Here is a 20,112-nt window from a genome sequence, read left to right on the forward strand (position 1 = left end):
CGATGATCTCTGACGACCGGATACCCGACGTCGTACCCGCCGGCGCCATGGCCGACGTCGACCAGCCCGTGCTCGACCTGCCGGGGGGACTGGAACTGCGGCCGTGGCGGACCGGCGACGCCGACGCCGACGCGCTGCTCGCCGGCGGCCAGGACCCGGCGATCCGGCAGTGGAACCTCTTCTCCGTCGGCAGCCGTGACGAGGCCCGCGCCCGGATCGCGCGCATGCACGAGCGGTGGCGTGCGGAGACCGGCGCCGTATGGGCGATCGCCCGGCCCGGTGGGCCGCCCCTCGGGCTCACGGGACTGCACTCCGTCAAACTTGCGGAGGGCAACGCCGAGATCATGTACTGGGTGCTGCCCGAGGCGCGCGGCGGCGGCATCGTCGTCGAGGCGACCCGGCGGATCGGCCGATGGGCCCTGGACGACCTGGGCCTGCACCGGCTGCGGCTGTGCCACGCGGTCACCAACACGGCTTCCTGCCACGTCGCCGAGAAGCTCGGCTACGCCTTGGAGGGCACCATGCGGTCCTCGCTGCTGCACGCCGACGGCTGGCACGACGAGCACCTGCACGCGCTGGTGGGCGGGGAGGCCTGACCGGGCAGGCCTGACCGGACAGGCCGTACCGCCGCCACGCGCCGGGTTCACCGCCGTGGATGAATGGGCCCTCGCACCATGCTCAACGGCTCTCCGCTCCCGCCCCACCGCAGCGCGATGATCTCGCCGGCCACCGACACGGCCACCTCCTCCGGGGTACGGGCGCCGAGGTCCAGGCCGAGCGGGGCGCGCAGGCGGGTCAGTTCCGCGGCGGTCACGCCGGACTCGGTGAGCCGGCGGAGCCGCTCCTCGTGGGTGCGGCGGCTGCCCATCACGCCGATGTAGGCCGCCGGGCGGCGCACCGCCTCCCGCAGCACGGGCACGTCGAACTTGGCGTCGTGGGTGAGGACGCAGATCACCGTCCGCTCGTCGGTGTACGTGCCGCGCAGATAGCGGTGCGGCCAGTCCGCGACGACCTCGACGCCCTCCGGGAACCGGTGGGGCGCGGCGAACACCGGGCGGGCGTCGCACACCGTCACCCGGTAGCCGAGGAACTCACCCATACGGGCGAGGGCCGCCGCGTGGTCGATCGCGCCGAACACCAGCATGCGCGGCGGCGGGGCGAAGGACTGCAGGAAGACGGTGACGTCGTCCCCCAGGTCTTGGTTCCCCAGCTCTTGGTTCCCCAGGTCTTCGCGCCGCTCGGTTTCGGGCCGCTCACGTTCATGCCGCTGGCCTTCGCGCCGCTCACGTTCACGCTGCCGGCCTTCACGCTGCCGGCCTTCGCGTTGCTCGCCTTCACGCCGTTCGCCGTGCGGCCCGTAACGCCCGAGGCCGGTCGCGCCGAGGGCCAGTCCGCCGCGCGCGTCGGCGGCCACCGCCGCGTCCAGGCCCGGCGTGCCCAGCCCGCCGGAGGCCGTACCGTGCCACACGGCCAGGGTCGCCCCGCGCGGAGCCGGACCGTCCACCACGGTGGCCACGGTGACCGGATCGCCGGCCGCGACGGACGCGGCGACCGCCCCGAACGCGGGATCGCTCGCCGGTGTGACGGGCCGCACCAGTACGGTGATCTCGCCACCGCAGGGCAGTCCGACCGCGAAGGCGTCCTCGTCGCTGTAGCCGTATGTCTCCAGCCGGGCCTCACCGCTCGCGACGACCTCCTCGGCCAGCGCGAACACCGCGCCCTCGACGCAGCCCCCGGACACGCTCCCGACGACCTGGCCCTCCGGGCCGACGGCCATCGCCGCACCCGGTCCGAGCGGCGCGCTGCGGCTGACGGCGACGACCGTGGCGAGCCCGAACGGGACATGAGCGGCGTACCAGCGGTCCAGCACGGCGAGAATCTCACGCATCGTCCGCTCCTCGGCTCGCCTGTCGGGGCACCTCGTTGAACGTTAATCCGTTGGCACGGCCCGCGCCGTTCTGCTCCACTGCACCGGTCGGGTCCCCGGAGAAACCAGGAGCGATCATGCGCACACCGTTCATGTCCCCCCAGGAAGGAACCACCCACTCACTCGAGGACATGACGCAACGTGCACCTGACCAACCTCAACCTGGGCATCCTCGCGCACGTCGACGCGGGTAAGACCAGTCTCACCGAACGGCTGCTGCACACGGCCGGAGTAACCGACGAGATCGGCAGCGTCGACGACGGCAGCACCGTCACGGACACCCTCGCGCTGGAGCGGCAGCGCGGCATCACCATCAAGTCGGCGGTCGTGTCGTTCCCGCTCGACTCGGTCACCGTCAACCTCATCGACACCCCCGGTCACCCCGACTTCATCGCCGAGGTGGAGCGGGTGCTCGGCGTGCTGGACGGCGCCGTGCTGGTCGTCTCGGCCGTGGAGGGCGTCCAGGCGCAGACCCGGGTGCTGATGCGCACCCTGCGCCGGCTGCGCATCCCCACGCTGGTCTTCGTCAACAAGATCGACCGGCGTGGCGCCCGCGAGGAGGAGGTGCTCCGCGAGATCGCCGACCGGCTCGCCGTACCCCTCGTGCCGATGGGGGCGGCCACCGCCCTCGGCACCCGCGGCGCCCGTTTCGTCCCCGGGCTCGGACCGGCCGCGCTGGACGTCCTCACCGGCCACGACGACGCCCTGCTCACGGACTACGTGGACCGCGGTGGCCTGTCCGCCCGGCGGCTGCGCGCCGCTCTGACCCGGCAGACCCGCGCGGCCCAGGTCCATCCCGTGTACTTCGGCTCCGCCCTCACGGGAGCCGGCGTCACCGAACTGATCGACGGCATCGAACGGCTGCTGCCCACCGCCGACGGCGACCCCGACGCATCGCTCTCCGGCACGGTGTTCAAGGTCGAGCGGGGTCCTGCCGGGGAGAAGGTCGCCTACGCGCGCGTCTTCGCCGGAACCCTGCGGGTGCGGGACCGCGTTCCCTTCGGGGACGGCCGGGAGGAGGGCCGGATCACCGCGCTCGCCGTGTTCGACCAGGGCACCGACACCCGGCGGGACAGCGTGACCGCGGGCCGCATCGCCAAGGTGTGGGGCCTCGGCGGCATCCGGATCGGTGACCCGATCGGCGTGCCGGGACGGGCGTACGAGCACCACTTCGCGCCGCCCACCCTGGAGAGCGTCGTCGTCCCCGGCCCCGGCACCGACCGGCGCTCGCTGCACCTCGCGCTCACCCAGCTCGCCGAGCAGGACCCCCTCATCGGCGTCCGCCGCGACGAGCTGCGCGGGGAGACCTCCGTCTCCCTGTACGGCGAGGTGCAGAAGGAGGTCGTGCAGGCCACCCTCGCCGACGAGTACGGTCTCGGCGTCACCTTCCGGGAGACCACCACGCTGTGCGTCGAGCGACCGGTCGGCAGCGGGCAGGCGGTGGAGTTCGACAAGAAGGACCTCAATCCCTTCCTCGCCACCGTCGGCCTGCGCGTCGACCCCGCCCCGCCCGGCTCGGGCGTGGAGTTCCGTCTGGAGGTGGAGCTGGGCTCCATGCCGTACGCCTTCTTCAAGGCCGTCGAGGAGACCGTCCGCGCGACCCTCGGCCAAGGGCTGCACGGCTGGGAGGTCACCGGCTGCGCGGTCACCATGACCCACTCGGGCTACTCACCCCGGCAGAGCCACGCCCACCAGGGCTTCGACAAGAGCATGTCCAGCACGGGGTACGACTTCCGTAGCCTGACCCCGCTGGTCCTCGTCGAGGCGCTGCGCCGGGCGGGCACCCTGGTGCACGAGCCGATGCACCGCTTCTCCCTCCGGGCCCCCGCCGACACGCTGGGCGCGCTGCTGCCCGTGCTGGCCCGGCTGGGCGCGGTGCCGGAGACCACCGGCACGCACGGGCGCGCCTGTGTGCTGGAGGGCGTCGTCCCCGCCGCCCGCGTCCACGAACTGGGGCAGCGGCTGCCCGGACCGACCCGGGGCGAGGGCGAGGTGGAGACCGCCTTCGACCACTACGCGCCGGTCACCCGGGGCCCGGTCCCCGAGCGACCGCGCACGGACCACAACCCGCTGAACCGGAAGGAGTACCTGCTCAATGTGACGCGCAGGGTCGGGGACTGAGCCGCCGGGTCCGGGAGTGTGCCCCGCACTCCCGGGCCGCCCCACACTGCCGGGCCGCGCTGCGCGCCGACCGGGCCCGCGCCCGAAAGCCCGTTCGACGCCGTGGTCGCCGCCGCCGCTCGACGCGCGCGAGAGTGCCGGAGCTGGTCTGCTGGATCGGGGGTGTTCCCTACCCGTCCCTGTTCTCCGGAGAGACGCATGAGTACCTATCGAGTCGCGCAGGTGACCGCCCCCGGCGGCACGTTCGAGCTGGTCGAGCGGGAGGTGCCGCGGCCGGGTCACGGCCAGGTCAGGATCGCCGTGGAGGCGTGCGGGATCTGCCACAGCGACGCCTTCTTCGTGGACGGGGCGCTGCCGGGCGTGACGTTCCCGGAGGTGGCCGGGCACGAGATCGCCGGGCGTGTCGAGGAGCTGGGCGAGGGGGTGGAGGACCGGGGCTGGCAGGTCGGCGACCGGGTGGCGGTCGGCTGGTTCGGCGGCAGCTGCGGCTACTGCACGCCCTGCCGGGACGGCGACTTCGTCGTGTGCGTGCGGCTGAAGGTGCCGGGCTGGGCCTACGACGGCGGCTTCGCGGAGAAGGTGATCGTCCCGCAGGACGCGCTTGCCAGGATCCCCGAAGGGCTGTCGGCGAGTGATGCCGGGCCCATGGCCTGCGCGGGTGTGACCACGTTCAACGGACTGCGCCGCAGCGTCGCGCGGGCCGGGGACCTGGTCGCCGTGCTCGGTATCGGCGGCCTCGGGCACCTCGGGGTGCAGTACGCGGCCGCGATGGGCTTCGAGACCGTCGCGATCGCGCGCGGTCCCGAGAAGGCCGACTTCGCCAAGAAGCTCGGCGCCCATCACTACATCGACAGCACCTCCGGCACTTCCGTCGCCGAGGCGCTGCAGGCCCTCGGCGGCGCGAAGGTCGTCCTGGCCACGGCCGGCAACGCCGAGGCCATGTCGGGCGCGGTGGACGGCCTGGCCCCCCGAGGGCAGCTCGTGGTGATCGGCGTGACCCCCGAACCGATGAAGATCGCCCCGGCCCAGCTGATCCTGGCCGGCCGCGAGGTCACCGGTCATCCGTCCGGCACCGCGCAGGAGGTGCAGGACACCATGGAGTTCAGCGCCCTGCACGGTATCCGCCCCATGACCGAGACCGTGCCCCTGGACCAGGTCGGGCCCGCCTACCAGAAGATGCTCTCCGGAAACGCCCGCTTCCGGATGGTGCTCACCATGAGCTGAGCCGGGGCCTGTTCGTCTCCCTGACCAGGAAGGACCGCATCGCGCTGGCACGCTACGGCATCAGGGCGGTCTCGTTCGTGCTCCGGGAGCGGTCCCCGGCCCTGCTGGAGAAGGCACTTCTGGGGGCGGGCCTGGGCTTCGAGGACGAGGAGGGTCCGCGCGAGCTCATGGTGGACGTCTGCCTGCACCACGTCGTGGCCACGATGCTCGGTATGCGGCCGGAGGCGCTGTTCACGCGGGTCGCGGGACGTCTGCCGGGGACCGAGGGGGCGCGGATCATCCGCGAGTTCGGGCCTCGCGACGACGTCACTCCGGCGGCGTTCGCGTGGACCATGGCCGACACCCCTGACGGTCCCGACTTCTTCCGGGGCTGAACACCTCAGCCGGACCTGGGAGTTGCCCCGACCCCGAGCCGGCCACCAGAGGCTCGAAGCAGCCGTGCGTGACCAGGGTGACGTCGTGCCCGGCACGGCCGAGCCGGTGCCCCAGTCCGGTATAGGGGGCCACATCGCCGCGTGACCCCGCCGTCATGATCGCAACCCGCATGACGGCAAGTATGGCGGCGAAGAGGCTCGCCGGGGCCCAACGAACCGGCCCCGGCACCGACTTCACGCCGGTCCGCGCCCGCGAGCGCACCCGTGGGCGCCGGTCACACCCCGAGCTGCCGGGCGGCCGCGTCGACGGTCTGCTCCAGCAGCGTGGCGATCGTCATCGGGCCGACACCGCCCGGCACCGGAGTGATCAACGAGGCCCGCTCCACGGCCGAGTCGAAGTCGACGTCGCCGACGTTGCCCGCGTTGTAGCCGGCGTCGATCACGACGGCGCCCGGCTTGATGTCCTGCCCGCGGATGAGGCGCGGCCTGCCCACGGCGGCCACCACGATGTCCGCCTCGCGCACGGCCGCCGACAGGTCACGGGTGCGCGAGTGGCAGTACGTCACGGTCGCGTCGCGGGCCAGCAGCAGCATGCCCACCGGCTTGCCGAGGATCGCGCTGCGGCCCACCACCACGGCGCGCTTCCCGGCCGGGTCGACGCCGTACTCGTCCAGCAGGCGCAGGATGCCGCCGGGCGTGCAGGACACGAAGCCCGGCAGGCCGAAGCTCATGGTGGCGAACGACGCGAACGTGACGCCGTCGACGTCCTTCTCCGGGGCGATCGCCTCGAACGCGGCCCGCTCGTCGACGTGGTCGCCCACCGGATGCTGGAGCAGGATGCCGTGCACGGCCGGATCGGCCGACAACTTCCGCAGGGTGCCGACGAGTTCGGCGGTGGTAGTGGTGGCGGGCAGGGCAACGTGACGGGACTCGATGCCGGCCTTCCGGCAGCGGTTCTGCTTCATCCGGACGTAGGTGACGGACGCCGGGTCCTCACCGACCAGCACCGTCGCCAGACAGGGCGCGACGCCCGTCCTCGCGGTGAGATCCGCGGCCTTCGCCGCCGTCTCCTCGACGATGCGACGGGCGGCGGCGGTGCCGTCCATGAGACGGGCCTGGGTCACCTGGGTCATCTGCGCGCTCCTGAGCTGGTCGACGTTCATCGCCCAGGCGCGCGGCATCAACCACGGACCGCTCCCCGGTGGTACTCCACCTCAGCGCCAGTCACGGCCCGCGTACAGCGTAACCGAGGACGGGGACGGCACTGCGAGTGCGTACGGGGAACGGCCTTTCGGGCGGGTACGGGGAGGGTGGCCGGCGGGCGCGCCCACCGCCCGCCCCACTCCTCCCCACCGCATGGGTGCGTTCGCCGGGGCTGGTACCCCCTCACCGCAGCCTGGAGCGCCTCCGTCGCGAGGCGCCCGGCAGCGGAGGGTGCGCGCGTGCCGCGCGCACGAGTGAGCGGAGGAGCGCGGCCGAGGCCCGCAGGACCTGCGCGGACGGCGGCCCCGGCTGCGGAGAGTACGGCGTACCGCCCCGCCCGAGCGAGGTCCTGGCCGAGAAGGTCCAGGTCAGCCGGGAGGTGACCTGGACCCTCGTGGCCCGCCTGCCTAGCCCTCGTCCCATGCCTGGATCAGGATCTGCTCGCCGATCTTGCCGTCGCGCAGCGTGATCATCGACTCGGAGAGGACCTTGGTGCCGTCCGCGTACTCGCAGGACTCGGTGAACGCGGCGTGGGTGCCCTCGATGACGCACTCTTCCAGGTGGTGGGTCATGTCGCGGCTGTAGACCTCGTCGAGCATCTCGGCTATCTCGCCCCGGCCGCGCACGATCTTGGGATGGCTCGGCTGGGCGTTGTGGTCGATGATGCGGATCTCGGCGTCGTCCGCGTAGAGGGACAGCAGGTTGTTGCCGGTGTCCCCTTCGATGCCCCTGCGCAGTGTCTCGATGTCGAAGGTGGAGCCTGTCGCGGTGCCCATGATGACCTCCTTCGGGCGCCCGCGGCCCTGGGGGAGCGGATTGCACGGGCCCCACCTTCGAGGCTCCTCCGCCCCGGCGGTCACGGCAAGCGCAGGCGCCACCCTCCGCCTCACGAGTGAGCGCGGCCCGGCGCCCGTGTCCGGCCGGGGGGCGCCGCCGTTGCTGAAGACATGATCTCAACACGACGTATCGTCGCCGCCGTCGGTCTGGCCGTCGGCGTCACGGGCCTCGCCGCACCGCTGGCGAACGCGGCCGACGCGGGCACCACGAACCCCCAGCAGATCAACCCGATGACCACGCTGGACACGCTGGCCGTCAGCGACATCCCCGCCGAACACCGCGCCGAGGTCCCGCGCGTCACCGACCAGATGCGTTCGCTGAACGACCTCGGCAGCGGACTGAACCGGCTCAACGAGCTGCACCAGCTCACCGACCTCGCCGCGCCCGTGACCGGTCTGCTCCCCGCGGTCGAGGCCTGACCCGGCACGCGGACCCGAGGGCCGTCCCCGCCCGGGGGCGGCCCTCGGCGCTGCCGGAAAGATCCACTGCCGTCGACGTGTCCGTGCCGCGACCCGTCCGGCGCGCGTAGGGTCGGCACCGCAGGTGATTCTTCTACGCAGAGGGGCCAGGTCATGGCGCAGGAAGTACGCGGCGTTGTCGCACCGGGGAAGGACGAGCCGGTACGGGTCGAGACGATCGTGATCCCGGATCCCGGGCCCGGGGAAGCCGTCGTGCAGATCCAGGCCTGCGGTGTCTGTCACACCGACCTGCACTACAAAGAGGGGGGAATCACCGACGAGTTCCCCTTCCTGCTCGGCCATGAGGCGGCCGGTGTCGTGGAGTCGGTCGGCGAGGGCGTCACCGATGTGGCGCCGGGTGACTTCGTCGTCCTCAACTGGCGTGCGGTGTGCGGCAACTGCCGTGCCTGTCTGCGGGGCCGCCCCTGGTACTGCTTCAACACCCACAATGCGAAGCAGAAGATGACCCTCGCCTCCACCGGGCAGGAACTCACCCCGGCCCTCGGGATCGGGGCGTTCGCCGAGAAGACGCTCGTCGCGGCCGGACAGTGCACGAAGGTGGACCCGGCCGTCTCCCCGGCCGTGGCCGGCCTGCTTGGCTGCGGTGTGATGGCCGGCCTCGGCGCGGCGATCAACACCGGCAACGTGGGCCGCGGCGACTCCGTCGCCGTCATCGGCTGCGGCGGTGTCGGGGACGCGGCCATCGCGGGGGCGAACCTCGCCGGCGCCGCGAAGATCATCGCTGTCGACATCGACGACCGGAAGCTGGAGAAGGCGCGCGCCCTGGGCGCCACCCACACCGTCAACTCCCGTGAGACCGACCCGGTCGAGGCGATCCGCGAGCTGACCGGCGGCTTCGGCGCCGACGTGGTGATCGACGCGGTCGGCCGCCCCGAGACGTACAAGCAGGCCTTCTACGCCCGCGACCTGGCCGGCACCGTCGTCCTCGTCGGCGTCCCCACCCCCGAGATGAAGCTCGAACTGCCGCTGCTGGACGTGTTCGGACGCGGCGGCGCCCTCAAGTCCTCCTGGTACGGCGACTGTCTGCCCTCGCGGGACTTCCCCATGCTCATCGACCTGCACCTGCAGGGCCGCCTGCCGCTCGACGCGTTCGTCTCCGAGACCATCGACATCAACGAGGTCGAGGCGGCGTTCGAGCGGATGCGGCAGGGCGACGTGCTCCGTTCGGTGGTGGTGCTGTGATGACCGCGCGCATCGAACGCCTCGTCACCTCCGGCCAGTTCACCCTCGACGGCGGTACCTGGGACGTCGACAACAACGTGTGGATCGTCGGCGACGACCACGAGGTGATCGTCATCGACGCCGCCCACGACGCCGAGGCCATCCTTCGCGCCGTGGGCGACCGCCGGGTCACCGCGATCGTGTGCACCCACGCCCACAACGACCACATCGACGCGGCCCCCGCCCTCGCCGACCTCACCGGCGCCACCATCTGGCTCCACCCCGACGACCTGCCGCTGTGGAAGCAGACCCACCCCGACCGCGACCCCGACGCCCATCTCGTCGACGGCCTGGTCCTCGAGGCCGCCGGCGCCGACCTGACCGTCCTGCACACCCCCGGGCACGCGCCCGGCGCGGTCTGCCTGTACGACCCCGGGCTCGGCGTCGTCTTCACCGGCGACACCCTCTTCCAGGGCGGCCCGGGCGCCACAGGACGGTCGTACTCGCACTTCCCGACGATCATCGACTCCGTCCGCGACCGGCTCCTCGACCTCCCCCCGGAGACCAAGGTGCTCACCGGCCACGGCGACTCCACGACCATCGGCGCCGAGGCTCCCCACCTGCAGGAATGGATCGACCGGGGGCACTGACCCGGAAGACCGGCACGAGAAGTCCGGCACAAGAAGACCGGCACAGAAGCCGGCGAAAAGGCGACAGGAGATGTCCGGCTTTCCCGTGAGAGTGGTCCGCGACAGGAGTCGTACCGCACAGGAGGCCGGACATGTCAGGACCGCTGCAGGGCAAGGTGGCGCTGGTCGCCGGAGGGACCCGGGGTGCCGGACGGGGCATCGCCGTGGAACTCGGCGCGGCCGGCGCCACCGTCTACGTGACCGGCCGCAGCACCCGCGCCCACCGCTCCGAGTACGACCGTCCGGAGACCATCGAGGACACCGCCGACCTCGTCACCCAGGCCGGCGGCCACGGCATCGCGGTGCCCGTCGACCATCTGGACAAGCCCGCCGTACGGGCCCTCGTGGACCGCATCGCGGAGGAGCAGGATCGCCTGGACGTCCTCGTCAACGACATCTGGGGCGGCGAGAAGCTCTTCGAGTGGGACGCGCCCGTGTGGGAGCACGACCTCGACAACGGGCTCCGGCTGCTCCGGCTCGCCGTCGAGACGCACGCCGTCACCAGCCACTTCGCACTGCCGCTCCTGCTGCGCCGGCCCGGCGGCCTGGTGGTGGAGGTCACCGACGGCACCGCCGACTACAACCGCGACACCTACCGCGTGAACCTCTTCTACGACCTGGCCAAGGCGTCCGTGCTGCGCATGGCCTTCGCGCTCGGCCACGAACTCGGCCCGCGCGGCGCGACCGCGGTCGCGCTGACCCCCGGCTGGCTGCGCTCCGAGATCATGCTCGACACCTTCGGCGTCCGCGAGGACAACTGGCGCGACGCCCTCGACCAGGTCCCGCACTTCGCCATCTCCGAGTCCCCGCGCTTCGTCGGCCGCGCCGTCGCCGCTCTCGCCGCCGACCCCGGCGTGGCCCGCTTCAACGGGCAGTCCCTGTCCAGCGCCGGACTCTCCCAGGTGTACGGCTTCACCGACCTCGACGGCAGCCGGCCCGACGCCTGGCGGTACCTGACCGAGGTGCAGGACACGGGCAAGCCGGCCGACGTGACCGGCTACCGGTGACTCACAGCCGCGGCAGCGGCCGGCGCGCCGAGTGACCGGGCGGCAGCGCGAGATCCTCCCGCACGGCCGCGTAGTAGCTCGCGCGGCCGGCGCGCTGCCGCTCCAACAGGGCCTGCCAGGGCGCGGGTTCGCGCCGCTCCTCCCGCACGAACCGTTCCATGTCCATGACCACGACGACCCATTCGCGGGCCTTCTCCACGACCGCCTGGCTGCCCAGCAGCAACAGGGTCTCCACGGACGGATCCCTGGCGACGGCCGCCTCGGCCAGCAGAGGATCCGCCTCCGCGGGCGGCAGCGGGTGCGGAGGCGGGTCATTGCCGAAGTGGGCGGCCGTCCGGTACGTCAGCGTGACCGACTGCTTCAGCGTGCGCGCGTAGTCGGCGTACACCCTGAGCCGCCGCTCCTCCCAACGCGCCGCCTGCTCGCGCCGGAAGCGGACCTGATCGCCCCGGACCACGGCCAGATACGAACCGAGCGCGCCGATCACGACACCGATGAGGGCCGGAAGTTGCTGCAGGAACGCGGACATGTGCGCACGCTGTCTGTCGCGTTGATCGTCCGGGCCGTACGGTCACTGCCATGACCGGACTCGAACGCTTCGCAGGCCACGGAGTTCTCGTCACGGGCGCGGCCCGCGGCATCGGCGCCGCCGTCGCCCGGCGGCTCGCGGAAGAGGGGGCGCGGGTCCTCGTCACCGACCAGGACGCCCCCGAGGCGGACCGCACGGCCGCCGCCCTGCGGCAACAGGGCCTCACCGTCGAGGCGTTGGCGTGCGACGTCGCCGACCGGGCATCCGTCGAGGCGGCCGTCGCGCACGCCGTGACGGCCTTCGGCTCGCTCGACGTGCTGGTCAACTGCGCCGCCCACTGCACCCCGGACGTGCCGCTCTTCGAGGACGACCCCGACGAGGCCTGGGCCCGTGACCTCGACATCACCCTCACCGGCACCTACCGCTGCTGCCGCGCCGCCCTGCCGCACCTCGCCGCCCGCGGACGCGGTGCCATCGTCAGCATCGGCTCGGTCAACGGACTCCAGGACTACGGCAATCACGCCTACAGTGCCGCCAAGGCAGGCCTCGGCTCCCTCACCAGGACCCTCGCCGGGCACGCGGCCGCCCGCGGCGTCCGGGTCAACCTCGTCGCTCCGGGTACCGTCCGCACCTCGGCCTGGGAGGGGCGCGACGGCGAAGTCGAGGCCGTCCGCGCGCTGTACCCGCTCGGTCGGGTCGGTGAACCGCAGGACATCGCGGCCGCCGTGGCCTTCCTCGCCTCCCGTGACGCCGCCTGGATCACCGGGACCACGCTCGTGGTCGACGGCGGACTCACCGCCGTGCACACCGGTTTCCACGCCGCGCTCCGCCAAGCCTGAACCGTCAGGACGTGTGCGCCTTCAGCGCTTCCAGCACGCGCCGCGTATCGTCAGCCGTCGTACGCCAGTTGCTGAACGCCGCGCGCAGCGCCGGCACCCCGCCGTACACCGTCGGCGTGAGGAACGCCTCGCCGGACTCGGCGACCGCCCGCGCCAGCGCGTCGACCCGCTCCACGGACGGACTCTCCCCGGCGAGCGTGAAGCAGACGACGTCGCCGGCCGGCACGGGCTGACCGTCCTCGCCGACGAGACGATGCGCGACCTGGACCTCAGAACACCGCCCGGCACCGAACCCCACCTCGCCGGAGCCCGGGTGATCCAGATCGGCTCCGCGAGCAAGACCCTGTGGAGCGGCCTCCGGGTCGGCTGGATCAGGGCGGGCGCGGACCTCGTACGAGAACTGTGCCGCAACCCCCTCCAGGCCCAGCTCTCCCCGCCCCCGCTGGAGCAGCTGGTCGCCACCGAACTCCTCGGGGCACCCCTCCCGGACCTCCTCGCCGACCGCCGCGACCGCCTGCGCGCCCAGCGCGACCACCTCGCGGCGCTGCTGACCGGGGCCGGATGGACGTGCACCGTCCCGGACGGCGGACTGACCCTCTGGTCGCGCCTGCCCGACGGCATCGACGCCACCGCCCTCGCGGCGCACGCCGCCGCCCTCGGCCTCGCGGTCACCCCGGGCCCGTACTTCGCCGCCGACCGCACCACCCTCACCCACCACCTGCGGCTGCCGTTCACGGCGACGTGCGACGTGCTGACACGGGCGGTGGGGCTGCTGGGGGAGGCGGCGAAGTTCACCGTTTCGTCACAACCCGGCCGGAACGACAACTGCCGGGGGCGTGAACAGGTCTAGTAGGCGGAAGTAGCGCATACCGCGCACGGGCGCCCGGGAGGATCTGGGCAAAAGGGGAGAAGGGGAAGAGGGAGACATGGGGGACATACGTCGACGAGGCGTCGTCGCGCTCGGTGTCGCCGGGCTGGTGGCGCCGCTCACGCTCGCGCTCGGCGCGGCACCGGCCCAGGCCGCGAGCTGCACCACGCAGGCGGGGCCGTACCAGAAGCAGGTGGAGAAGTTCCTGGGCCGTCCGGTCGACGGCAAGCAGTCCACCGCCGACTGCAACGCCATACGGTCTTTCCAGAACAAGCACGGCATCACGCCCGCCATCGGCTACGCGGGCTCCGTCACCTGGGGCGTGATGGACCTCATGAACAAGCAGAAGGCCGTCGGGAAGAACCCCAACAAGGACGGCAAGTGCCCGGTGAACAAGGGCCGCATCGCCTGCGTGAACCTCACGCTCCAGCTGAGCTGGATCCAGGACGGCCGCAGGCTCGTGCACGGGCCCGTGCCGGTGCGCACCGGACGGAACGGCTACGAGACGCGCACCGGGCTGAAGAAGATCTACTGGCGGGACATCGACCACGTCTCGAGCATCTACAACGTGCCGATGCCGTACAGCCAGTTCTTCGACGGCGGCCAGGCCTTCCACTCGGTGAACCTCAGCATGTGGAACCCGCCGGGCTCCCACGGCTGCGTCAACATGACCCCGAAGGAGGCCAAGGCGTACTGGTCGCTGCTGAAGAAGGGTGACGACGTCTTCGTCTACGGCCGCAAGCCGGGCACCTGAGCGCATGGCCGACGGACGGCGGGCCGGCGGGCGCGGAGCTGAACTGCCGCGCCCGCGGACCCCATTGACGTGATGAGCGACACGGTCCGAAATGTCCGGATCAGGGGTACTTACTCACAACGCCTTCACCCCGGTCGGCATATGCTTCACAGCATGTCCACCACTGTTGAAGCCGCCTCCGAGCGATCGGCCGCGGAGGTCAACGAGGAGATCCGGGCCCTGTGGCTCCGGTCGGGCGGGACACTGACCACGGAGCAGCGCGCGGAGTACCAGCGCCTCGTGTTGGAGTGGGCCGAGGCGGCCCCCGAGTAGCACCGGGGTGGTCCCGGGCGACCGCTGTCGCGGCCTCCCGGACGACCTTGGAGCCACCTTTCGTCGGCCCCGCCCGCGATGCCCCCGCTCAGCCCCAGGTCGCCGAGTAGTACCGCCGGTAGGCCCGGCGATCCTGCTCCGCCCGGATGAACCGGGTCGCGACCAGGAGGATCAGGCTGCCCGCGATGACCAGCAGCCCGGGGCCGATGGCCCGGGCGTCAGTGAGCCGTGCCAGCAGGGTCTGGCCCTCGGTCGTGCCCGTGACCGGCGCCGAGGAGCCGGGAGAGGCCGCGTTCGGCGTCATCGCGCCCTGGCCGGCGGCCGTGGCCGAGGGCGCCGGGGAGGCGCTCTGGGTGCCGGCGGCGTTCGCCGCGGAGACCAGCAGGCGCACGTTCAGCGCCGCCAGCGCCTTGGTCACCGGCTGGAAGAACGTCGTTCCGCCCGTCTTGCAGTCGCCGTTGCCGCCCGAGGTGACACCGAGCGCGACGCCCTCGGAGAAGAGCGGGCCGCCGCTGTCGCCCGGCTCGGCGCACACATTGGTCTGGATGAGCCCGGTGACCGCGCCCTCGGGGTAGTTCACGGTCGCGTTCAGCGCGGTCACCTGGCCGTCGTGCAGCCCGCTGGTGCTGCCGCTGCGGAACACCCGCTGCCCCACCGACGGATCGGCCACCCCGGTGATCCTGACGCCCTTGCCGCCGCCGATCGAGACCACGTCGGCGCCCTCGCCGGCCGAGCCGGAGTCGTACTGGACGAGGGAGAAGTCGTTGCCGGGGAAGGTGCTGCGGACCGTGCTGCCCAGCTTCTGGTCGCCCTGGCTGTCGGCGAACCAGATGGATCCGGACGGACCGCAGTGGCCCGCGGTGAGGATGAAGTCCCGCTGTCCGTCACTGACGTTGAAGCCCGCCGAGCAGCGGCCGCCGGTGGACAGCAAGGGCAGCGCCCCGTTCAGCCGGGTGGTGAAGGCACCCTTGGTGCGCTCCATGTGCACGAAACCACCGATGCCCGAAGCGACTTGGGACAGGCGCGACCAGTCGCCGGCCGACACCGTGCGGTCCGCCTGCACCACGACCTGGTTGGTCCGGTAGTCCACCATCCACGCCGTGCCCGCCACGCGCGGCGCCGAACCCAGCGTGGCGGTGGCCGACTTCAGCTCGTCCATGCTGTGCCGTACGACCTTCGGCACGGCCCCGGCGCCGCGCACCTCCCGCGCGGCAGCCGCGTCGGTCACCGCGACGACCGGGCGTCCGTCGGCGCCGATCCAACTGCCCGCGGTCCGTGTCGTGCCCAGCCTCGCGGCCAGCGCGGCACCCGCGTCACCGGCCTTGCCGGCCGAACCGGCGGCGGTCGTCCCGGCGGCGGCGGCCGACGTGGCGGGAGGCTCGCTCGCCATGGCCGCCTGGGCGACCATCGCACCCCCCAGAAGAACTCCGCCGACCGCCGCCAGCCGTGTCACCCGCCGGACGACCCGTCGTCGTGCGTGCCTCATGCATGGCTCCCGAACCCCGAACGCGCGATGCCCGTCCGGCACCGCGGGGCCCTCCGGTCGTCGAGCGCCCGGCCTTGAGTACGTGCCCCGGGCCCAGGGTGTTCACCGGCGCCCGGGGCGTTCACCAGGCCGAGGTGTCCGGCGGCGTCAGTTCTTGCGCGCGACCCCGCCGAACATCGCGACCTCCTCCGGCTCGGCCCCGTTGGTGTGCTCCGGGCGCCAGCGCGAGCAGGACACCACGCCCGGCTCCAGCAGCTCCAGGCCTTCGAAGAACCGGGTCACGTCCTCGGGCGTGCGCTGGGTCAGCTTCGGAGTGCCGTGCTCGTTCCAGAACTTGACCGCCTCGTCCACGTCCGGCATCGACGGGCTGGTGATGGTGTGGGACAGCACCAGATGGCTGCCGGACGGCAGCCGGTCCGTCAACTGCCGCACCAGGCCGTACGGGTCCTCCTCGTCACCGATGAAGATGGTCACGCCGAGCAGCATCAGCGCCACCGGCTCGCTGAAGTCCAGTGTCTTCGCGGCGTGTTCGAAGATCGCGTCGACGTTGCGCAGGTCCTCGTCCAGATAGTCGGTACGTCCCTCGGGCGTGCTGGTGAGCAGGGCGCGGGCGTGCGCGAGGACGAGCGGGTCGTTGTCGACGTACACGATCCGGGTGTCCGGCGCGACGCGCTGGGCCACCTCGTGCGTGTTGTCGGCGGTCGGCAGCCCGGTGCCGATGTCCAGGAACTGCCGGATGCCCACCTCGCCGACCAGATGACGGACGGCCCGGCCGAGGAACAGGCGGTCGGCGCGCGCGTACTCGCCGATGCCCGGGTGCAGTTGGCGGATCTGGTCACCGGCCGCGCGGTCGACCTCGTAGTTGTCCTTGCCACCGAGCCAGTAGTTCCAGATCCGGGCGGTGTGCGGCTGGCTGGTGTTGATGCGGGCGCGCAGCGACGAGGCGACGTCGTTGGTGGTGGCCGGGTTGTCGGTCACGTGGTCAGCTCCTGGATACCGGGTGAGAGGTACACCGTTCATCCGGCAATCTAGACGCCCGAGTTGATCTCCGCCGCTGGTCCGCGGTATTCCGTCGCCCCGAGACGGGAAGCGCCGGGTGCGACGCGCCGGATCGGGCGCGGATGGAGAGCGGATGGGCCAGGGAGAGACCGGTGAGAGGCCGGGGAAAGGCCGGGGGGAGGCTGGGGAGTGTCCGCGGACGGGCCTCCCGGCCGTGGGCCAAGAGGCCGCCGCCCGCGCCACGCCCACCGGGCCCGCCCCGTTCCCGGGCACGCCACGGGCGCCTATCTTGAGCCCCATGACCCGCATCCCGCACGACGCATCCGGCGCCCCCGACCCGCTGCGCGCGCTCGGCCTCGATCGGCTGCGCCGTCGTACGAGCATGAAATGGCGCACCTATCCCGAGGACGTGCTGCCCCTGTGGGTGGCCGAGATGGACGTGCCGATCGCCGAACCGGTCGTCCGCGCCGTCACCGACGCGCTCGCGCTCGGCGACACGGGCTACCCGGCGGGCACCGCCTACGCCGAGGCGCTGGCCGGCTTCGCCGCCAAGCGCTGGGACTGGGACGGCATCGCCGTCGAGCGCACCGCGCTCGTGCCGGACGTCATGCTCGGCGTGGTCGAGATGCTGAAGCTGGTCACCGGACCGGGCGACCCGGTGATCGTCAACTCGCCCGTGTACCCGCCGTTCTACCAGTTCGTCACGCACATGGACCGGCGCGTGGTGGAGGCCCCGCTCGGGGCCGGACTGCGCATCGACCTCGGCGTGCTGGAGGACGCGTTCCGCGCCACGACCGCCGGCGGTGACCGCGCCGCGTTCCTGCTGTGCAGCCCGCACAACCCCACCGGCACCGTGCACATCGCCGCCGAACTGGCCGCCGTCGCCGACCTCGCCGAGCGGTACGGCGTCCGTGTGGTCGCCGACGAGGTCCACGCCCCGCTGGTCTCCCCGGACGTCACCTTCGTGCCGTATCTGAGCGTGCCCGGCGCCCAGCGCGGCCTGTCGCTGATGTCCGCCTCCAAGGGCTGGAACCTGCCCGGACTCAAGGCCGCGCTCGCCCTCGCCGCCCCCGGTGCCGCCGCCGACCTCGACCGGATGCCCGAGGAGGTCAGCCACGGCCCCAGCCACCTCGGCGTCCTCGCCCACACCGCCGCCCTGAACGACGCCACCGACTGGCTGGACGCGCTGCTCCCCGGCCTCGACGCCAACCGGCGCCTGCTCACCGCCCTGCTCGCCGAGCACCTGCCGGCCGTCCGCGTCCACCCCGGCCAGGGCACCTACCTCGCCTGGCTCGACTGCCGTGCCCTCGGCCTCGGCGACGACCCCGCACAGGTCTTCCTCGACCGCGGCCGGGTCGCCCTCAGCTCCGGAATCCCCTTCGGCACCGGCGGCGCCGGGCACGCGCGCCTCAACCTGGGGACCTCACCGGAGATCCTGGCCGAAGCGGTACGGCGTATGGCGGCGGCCGTGGCCTGACGTCCTCCTAGACTGCGCACATGGACGAGACGCTCGTTGCCCGGCTCGGCGCCGGCAAGTACCTGCTGGTCACCAGCTTTCGCAAGGACGGCACGCCCGTCTCCACTCCGGTGTGGGTGGTGCCGGACGGCGACACCCTCGGTGTGTGGACGGCCGCCGACAGCTGGAAGGTGAAGCGGATCCGCCGCCGCGCCGACGTCCTGGCCGGCCCCTGTGACCTTCGCGGCAACCCCACCGGCGACCAGGCCCCCGCCACCGCCGAGATCGCCGACGCGGCCACCACCGCACGCTACCGGGGCCTCATCGCCCGCAAGTACGGCATCGTCGGCCGCCTCACCCTGCTCGGCAGCAGGCTGCGACGCGGCCTGGACGGCACGGTGGGGATCACGGTGACGATGAACCCGTGAGGTGCGGGGCGCCGGGTGCACCGCGTATGCGGGTCAGCTGCCGGTGTCCAGCCGGCGGGCGAGGTCATGGGCGGTGGCGCTGGTGAGGTCACCGACGAAGGGCCCGGCGATCTCGAGACGGCCGCCGGTGATCGAGGAGGTCACCAGGGGGTTGCCCCGGAGCTTGCCGTCGATGACGATCGCGAACTCGTTGCGCGGGGACGGGGCCGCGGCGATGGAGCCGGTGAGGGCGGCGAAACGGCTCCGGTCGGCGGAGTCGAGGGTCACGTCGACGCGCCAGGTGCCGTCGGTGCTGCTCCTGGCCGCCTTCGCGGAGGCGACATGGACGTCCGTCATGCCCCTGGCCCGGTCGGCGTGGATGCAGAACGCCTGGTGGGTCGCGCTCGCGTGGACGGTGTAACCGCCGCTGCCATGGGTGCAGGTGCGCTCCCTGGACGAGGTGACCGGCAGGATGGACAGGGCCGCCTTCCCGGTGTTCCCCGTGACCCCTGCGGCCGGCCGAACCACGTGCGCGTGCCCGGTCGCGCCGTCCGCGACGGTGACCCAGGCGGTGGCGACCACAGCGGCGACGGCTACGCCGACCCCGGCGCGGGCCAGGCGCTGCCGCCGCCGGGCGGCCTCCAGCGCGCCGTCGGCCAGGCCGACCAGATGGCGACCGGCGGACTTGCCACCGCTGTCCTGGACATGGGCGTGCAAGGCATCGCGGAGCAACGTTTCGTGCAGCGGGTGTTCGGTCGAGTCGTTCATACGACGACGCTCCTTCCGGAGGCGGTGGAGGAGGCGGTGGAGGAGGCGGCGGCGGTGGAGGAGGGGTCGGCCGACGGCCCTGCCTCGGCCAACGTGGCGCGGAGGGAGGCGAGGGCCTTGTGGGTCTGGCTGCGGACCGTCCCCTGGGCGACGCCCAGAATCGCGGCGATCTCGGTGTCCGGCCGGTCCTCGAAGTAGCGCAGCACGATCACCGCGCGCTGGCGCTTGGGCAGCCGTCGCAGCGCGGCCATGATGTCCTGCCGCTGGACCACGGTGTCGGCCAAGTCGGCGACCTGCGTGGACCGATGGTCGGGCAGGGTGTCGGTGACCGTCTCCCGTCCCCAGCTGAGCAGTCGGAAGCGGTCCACCTGGGCGTGGTAGATCGCCCGGCGCACATAGATCTCCGGCTGCTGCCGGTCGCGCAGCCGCGACCAACGCCGAGCGGTGGAGGCGAGCGCGGTCTGGAGCAGATCGCGGCCCTGTTCCCAGTCCCCGGTCAGCAGGTAGGCCGTGTGCAGCAGCGATCTCGACCGCGCCGCCACGAACTCGCGGAACTGGCGTTCCTCGTCGGCGTTCAATGTGCCCTCCCTCTTTCCCCCGTAAAGACGGGTACGGAAGAGGGTTCGACTGCCTTGCCGGTCAGACTTTCTCGGCCCCGAGCCTGTCGGGCTC

At 72.5% G+C, this 20,112-nt stretch carries 22 protein-coding genes, 2 pseudogenes and 1 riboswitch; of the genes and pseudogenes, 14 read left to right on the forward strand and 10 right to left on the reverse strand.

The window, feature by feature from the left end:
- The first annotated feature begins 2 nt into the window (after nucleotides 1-2).
- Nucleotides 3-596 carry a GNAT family N-acetyltransferase gene (locus OIB37_RS33350; RefSeq protein ID WP_330461329.1) on the forward strand — a complete coding sequence of 198 codons (594 nt, stop codon included), beginning with the start codon at nucleotides 3-5 and terminating at the stop codon, nucleotides 594-596.
- Between the two features lie 47 nt (nucleotides 597-643).
- Here the strand turns inward: OIB37_RS33350 and OIB37_RS33355 are convergent, their stop codons facing one another.
- Complete coding sequence (locus OIB37_RS33355) at nucleotides 644-1,888, reverse strand: XdhC/CoxI family protein (protein WP_330461330.1); 1,245 nt, start codon at nucleotides 1,886-1,888, stop codon at nucleotides 644-646.
- A gap of 180 nt (nucleotides 1,889-2,068) precedes the next feature.
- Here OIB37_RS33355 and OIB37_RS33360 point away from each other — a divergent pair, with 180 nt between their 5' ends.
- From OIB37_RS33360 to OIB37_RS33370, 3 genes are all read left to right on the forward strand, one after another.
- Entirely contained in the window at nucleotides 2,069-4,048 is a 1,980-nt protein-coding gene (locus OIB37_RS33360; RefSeq protein ID WP_330461331.1) for a translation factor GTPase family protein, read from the forward strand.
- A gap of 198 nt (nucleotides 4,049-4,246) precedes the next feature.
- Entirely contained in the window at nucleotides 4,247-5,272 is a 1,026-nt protein-coding gene (locus tag OIB37_RS33365; protein ID WP_330461332.1) for an alcohol dehydrogenase, read from the forward strand.
- Between the two features lie 77 nt (nucleotides 5,273-5,349).
- The gene (locus OIB37_RS33370; RefSeq protein WP_330461333.1) at nucleotides 5,350-5,646 is read left to right on the forward strand and encodes a hypothetical protein; all 297 of its coding nucleotides are present in this window, start codon (nucleotides 5,350-5,352) and stop codon (nucleotides 5,644-5,646) included.
- A 31-nt stretch (nucleotides 5,647-5,677) separates the two neighbouring features.
- Here the strand turns inward: OIB37_RS33370 and OIB37_RS33375 are convergent.
- The 3 genes and pseudogenes from OIB37_RS33375 to OIB37_RS33385 all read right to left on the reverse strand — a co-directional run.
- Nucleotides 5,678-5,818: pseudogene (locus OIB37_RS33375) on the reverse strand (glycosyltransferase); the annotation flags it as partial.
- A 103-nt stretch (nucleotides 5,819-5,921) separates the two neighbouring features.
- Complete coding sequence (locus OIB37_RS33380) at nucleotides 5,922-6,770, reverse strand: bifunctional 5,10-methylenetetrahydrofolate dehydrogenase/5,10-methenyltetrahydrofolate cyclohydrolase (RefSeq protein WP_330462066.1); 849 nt, start codon at nucleotides 6,768-6,770, stop codon at nucleotides 5,922-5,924.
- Between the two features lie 33 nt (nucleotides 6,771-6,803).
- Nucleotides 6,804-6,884, reverse strand: a riboswitch (ZMP/ZTP riboswitch).
- 372 nt (nucleotides 6,885-7,256) lie between these two features.
- The gene (locus tag OIB37_RS33385) at nucleotides 7,257-7,625 is read right to left on the reverse strand and encodes a nuclear transport factor 2 family protein (protein ID WP_330461334.1); all 369 of its coding nucleotides are present in this window, start codon (nucleotides 7,623-7,625) and stop codon (nucleotides 7,257-7,259) included.
- 171 nt (nucleotides 7,626-7,796) lie between these two features.
- Here OIB37_RS33385 and OIB37_RS33390 point away from each other — a divergent pair, with 171 nt between their 5' ends.
- The 4 genes from OIB37_RS33390 to OIB37_RS33405 all read left to right on the forward strand — a co-directional run bounded on the left by OIB37_RS33390 (nucleotide 7,797) and on the right by OIB37_RS33405 (nucleotide 11,022).
- Nucleotides 7,797-8,105: a hypothetical protein gene (locus tag OIB37_RS33390; protein WP_330461335.1), complete on the forward strand. Its 309-nt coding sequence runs from the start codon at nucleotides 7,797-7,799 to the stop codon at nucleotides 8,103-8,105.
- 153 nt (nucleotides 8,106-8,258) lie between these two features.
- The gene (locus OIB37_RS33395; protein ID WP_330461336.1) at nucleotides 8,259-9,347 is read left to right on the forward strand and encodes an S-(hydroxymethyl)mycothiol dehydrogenase; all 1,089 of its coding nucleotides are present in this window, start codon (nucleotides 8,259-8,261) and stop codon (nucleotides 9,345-9,347) included.
- A complete protein-coding gene (locus tag OIB37_RS33400; protein WP_330461337.1) occupies nucleotides 9,347-9,976 on the forward strand; it encodes an MBL fold metallo-hydrolase in 630 nt (209 codons plus the stop codon). Before OIB37_RS33395 ends, OIB37_RS33400 begins: the two co-directional genes overlap by 1 nt.
- A 131-nt stretch (nucleotides 9,977-10,107) precedes the next feature.
- A complete protein-coding gene (locus tag OIB37_RS33405) occupies nucleotides 10,108-11,022 on the forward strand; it encodes an SDR family oxidoreductase (protein WP_330461338.1) in 915 nt (304 codons plus the stop codon).
- 1 nt (nucleotide 11,023) lies between these two features.
- On the opposite strand, the gene OIB37_RS33410 is transcribed toward OIB37_RS33405, so the two are convergent.
- Nucleotides 11,024-11,551 (reverse strand): hypothetical protein, encoded by a 528-nt coding sequence (locus OIB37_RS33410; protein WP_330461339.1) that lies wholly within the window; start codon nucleotides 11,549-11,551, stop codon nucleotides 11,024-11,026.
- Nucleotides 11,552-11,601: 50 nt separating this feature from the next.
- On the opposite strand from OIB37_RS33410, the gene OIB37_RS33415 reads away from it, so the two are divergent.
- The gene (locus OIB37_RS33415; protein WP_330461340.1) at nucleotides 11,602-12,390 is read left to right on the forward strand and encodes an SDR family NAD(P)-dependent oxidoreductase; all 789 of its coding nucleotides are present in this window, start codon (nucleotides 11,602-11,604) and stop codon (nucleotides 12,388-12,390) included.
- Between the two features lie 4 nt (nucleotides 12,391-12,394).
- Here OIB37_RS33415 and OIB37_RS33420 read toward each other — a convergent pair.
- Nucleotides 12,395-12,604, reverse strand: a pseudogene (locus OIB37_RS33420) (aspartate aminotransferase family protein); the annotation flags it as partial.
- Nucleotides 12,605-12,643: 39 nt separating this feature from the next.
- Here OIB37_RS33420 and OIB37_RS33425 point away from each other — a divergent pair.
- The 3 genes from OIB37_RS33425 (at nucleotide 12,644) to OIB37_RS33435 (ending at nucleotide 14,324) form a co-directional block, all read left to right on the forward strand.
- Nucleotides 12,644-13,240, forward strand: coding sequence for an aminotransferase class I/II-fold pyridoxal phosphate-dependent enzyme (locus OIB37_RS33425; protein ID WP_330461341.1), 597 nt, complete (start codon nucleotides 12,644-12,646; stop codon nucleotides 13,238-13,240).
- A 76-nt stretch (nucleotides 13,241-13,316) separates the two neighbouring features.
- Nucleotides 13,317-14,012: a L,D-transpeptidase family protein gene (locus OIB37_RS33430; protein ID WP_330461342.1), complete on the forward strand. Its 696-nt coding sequence runs from the start codon at nucleotides 13,317-13,319 to the stop codon at nucleotides 14,010-14,012.
- A gap of 153 nt (nucleotides 14,013-14,165) precedes the next feature.
- Nucleotides 14,166-14,324 carry a hypothetical protein gene (locus tag OIB37_RS33435; RefSeq protein WP_330462105.1) on the forward strand — a complete coding sequence of 53 codons (159 nt, stop codon included), beginning with the start codon at nucleotides 14,166-14,168 and terminating at the stop codon, nucleotides 14,322-14,324.
- 88 nt (nucleotides 14,325-14,412) lie between these two features.
- Here OIB37_RS33435 and OIB37_RS33440 read toward each other — a convergent pair whose 3' ends face one another.
- Both OIB37_RS33440 and OIB37_RS33445 read right to left on the reverse strand, forming a co-directional pair.
- A complete protein-coding gene (locus OIB37_RS33440; protein WP_330461343.1) occupies nucleotides 14,413-15,810 on the reverse strand; it encodes a S1 family peptidase in 1,398 nt (465 codons plus the stop codon).
- A 147-nt stretch (nucleotides 15,811-15,957) separates the two neighbouring features.
- Entirely contained in the window at nucleotides 15,958-16,788 is an 831-nt protein-coding gene (locus tag OIB37_RS33445) for an SAM-dependent methyltransferase (RefSeq protein WP_330461344.1), read from the reverse strand.
- 319 nt (nucleotides 16,789-17,107) lie between these two features.
- Here OIB37_RS33445 and OIB37_RS33450 point away from each other — a divergent pair, with 319 nt between their 5' ends.
- Nucleotides 17,108-18,286 (forward strand): MalY/PatB family protein, encoded by a 1,179-nt coding sequence (locus OIB37_RS33450; protein WP_330461345.1) that lies wholly within the window; start codon nucleotides 17,108-17,110, stop codon nucleotides 18,284-18,286.
- A gap of 20 nt (nucleotides 18,287-18,306) precedes the next feature.
- The gene (locus tag OIB37_RS33455) at nucleotides 18,307-18,693 is read left to right on the forward strand and encodes a PPOX class F420-dependent oxidoreductase (protein ID WP_330461346.1); all 387 of its coding nucleotides are present in this window, start codon (nucleotides 18,307-18,309) and stop codon (nucleotides 18,691-18,693) included.
- A gap of 33 nt (nucleotides 18,694-18,726) precedes the next feature.
- On the opposite strand, the gene OIB37_RS33460 is transcribed toward OIB37_RS33455, so the two are convergent.
- Together OIB37_RS33460 and OIB37_RS33465 are read right to left on the reverse strand one after the other, a co-directional pair.
- Entirely contained in the window at nucleotides 18,727-19,440 is a 714-nt protein-coding gene (locus OIB37_RS33460; RefSeq protein WP_330461347.1) for a SecDF P1 head subdomain-containing protein, read from the reverse strand.
- Nucleotides 19,437-20,018 (reverse strand): SigE family RNA polymerase sigma factor, encoded by a 582-nt coding sequence (locus OIB37_RS33465; protein ID WP_330461348.1) that lies wholly within the window; start codon nucleotides 20,016-20,018, stop codon nucleotides 19,437-19,439. Before OIB37_RS33465 ends, OIB37_RS33460 begins: the two co-directional genes overlap by 4 nt.
- Nucleotides 20,019-20,112: the final 94 nt, after the last annotated feature.

Origin of the sequence: Streptomyces sp. NBC_00820, from assembly GCF_036347055.1 — a bacterium.
GTDB lineage: Bacteria > Actinomycetota > Actinomycetes > Streptomycetales > Streptomycetaceae > Streptomyces.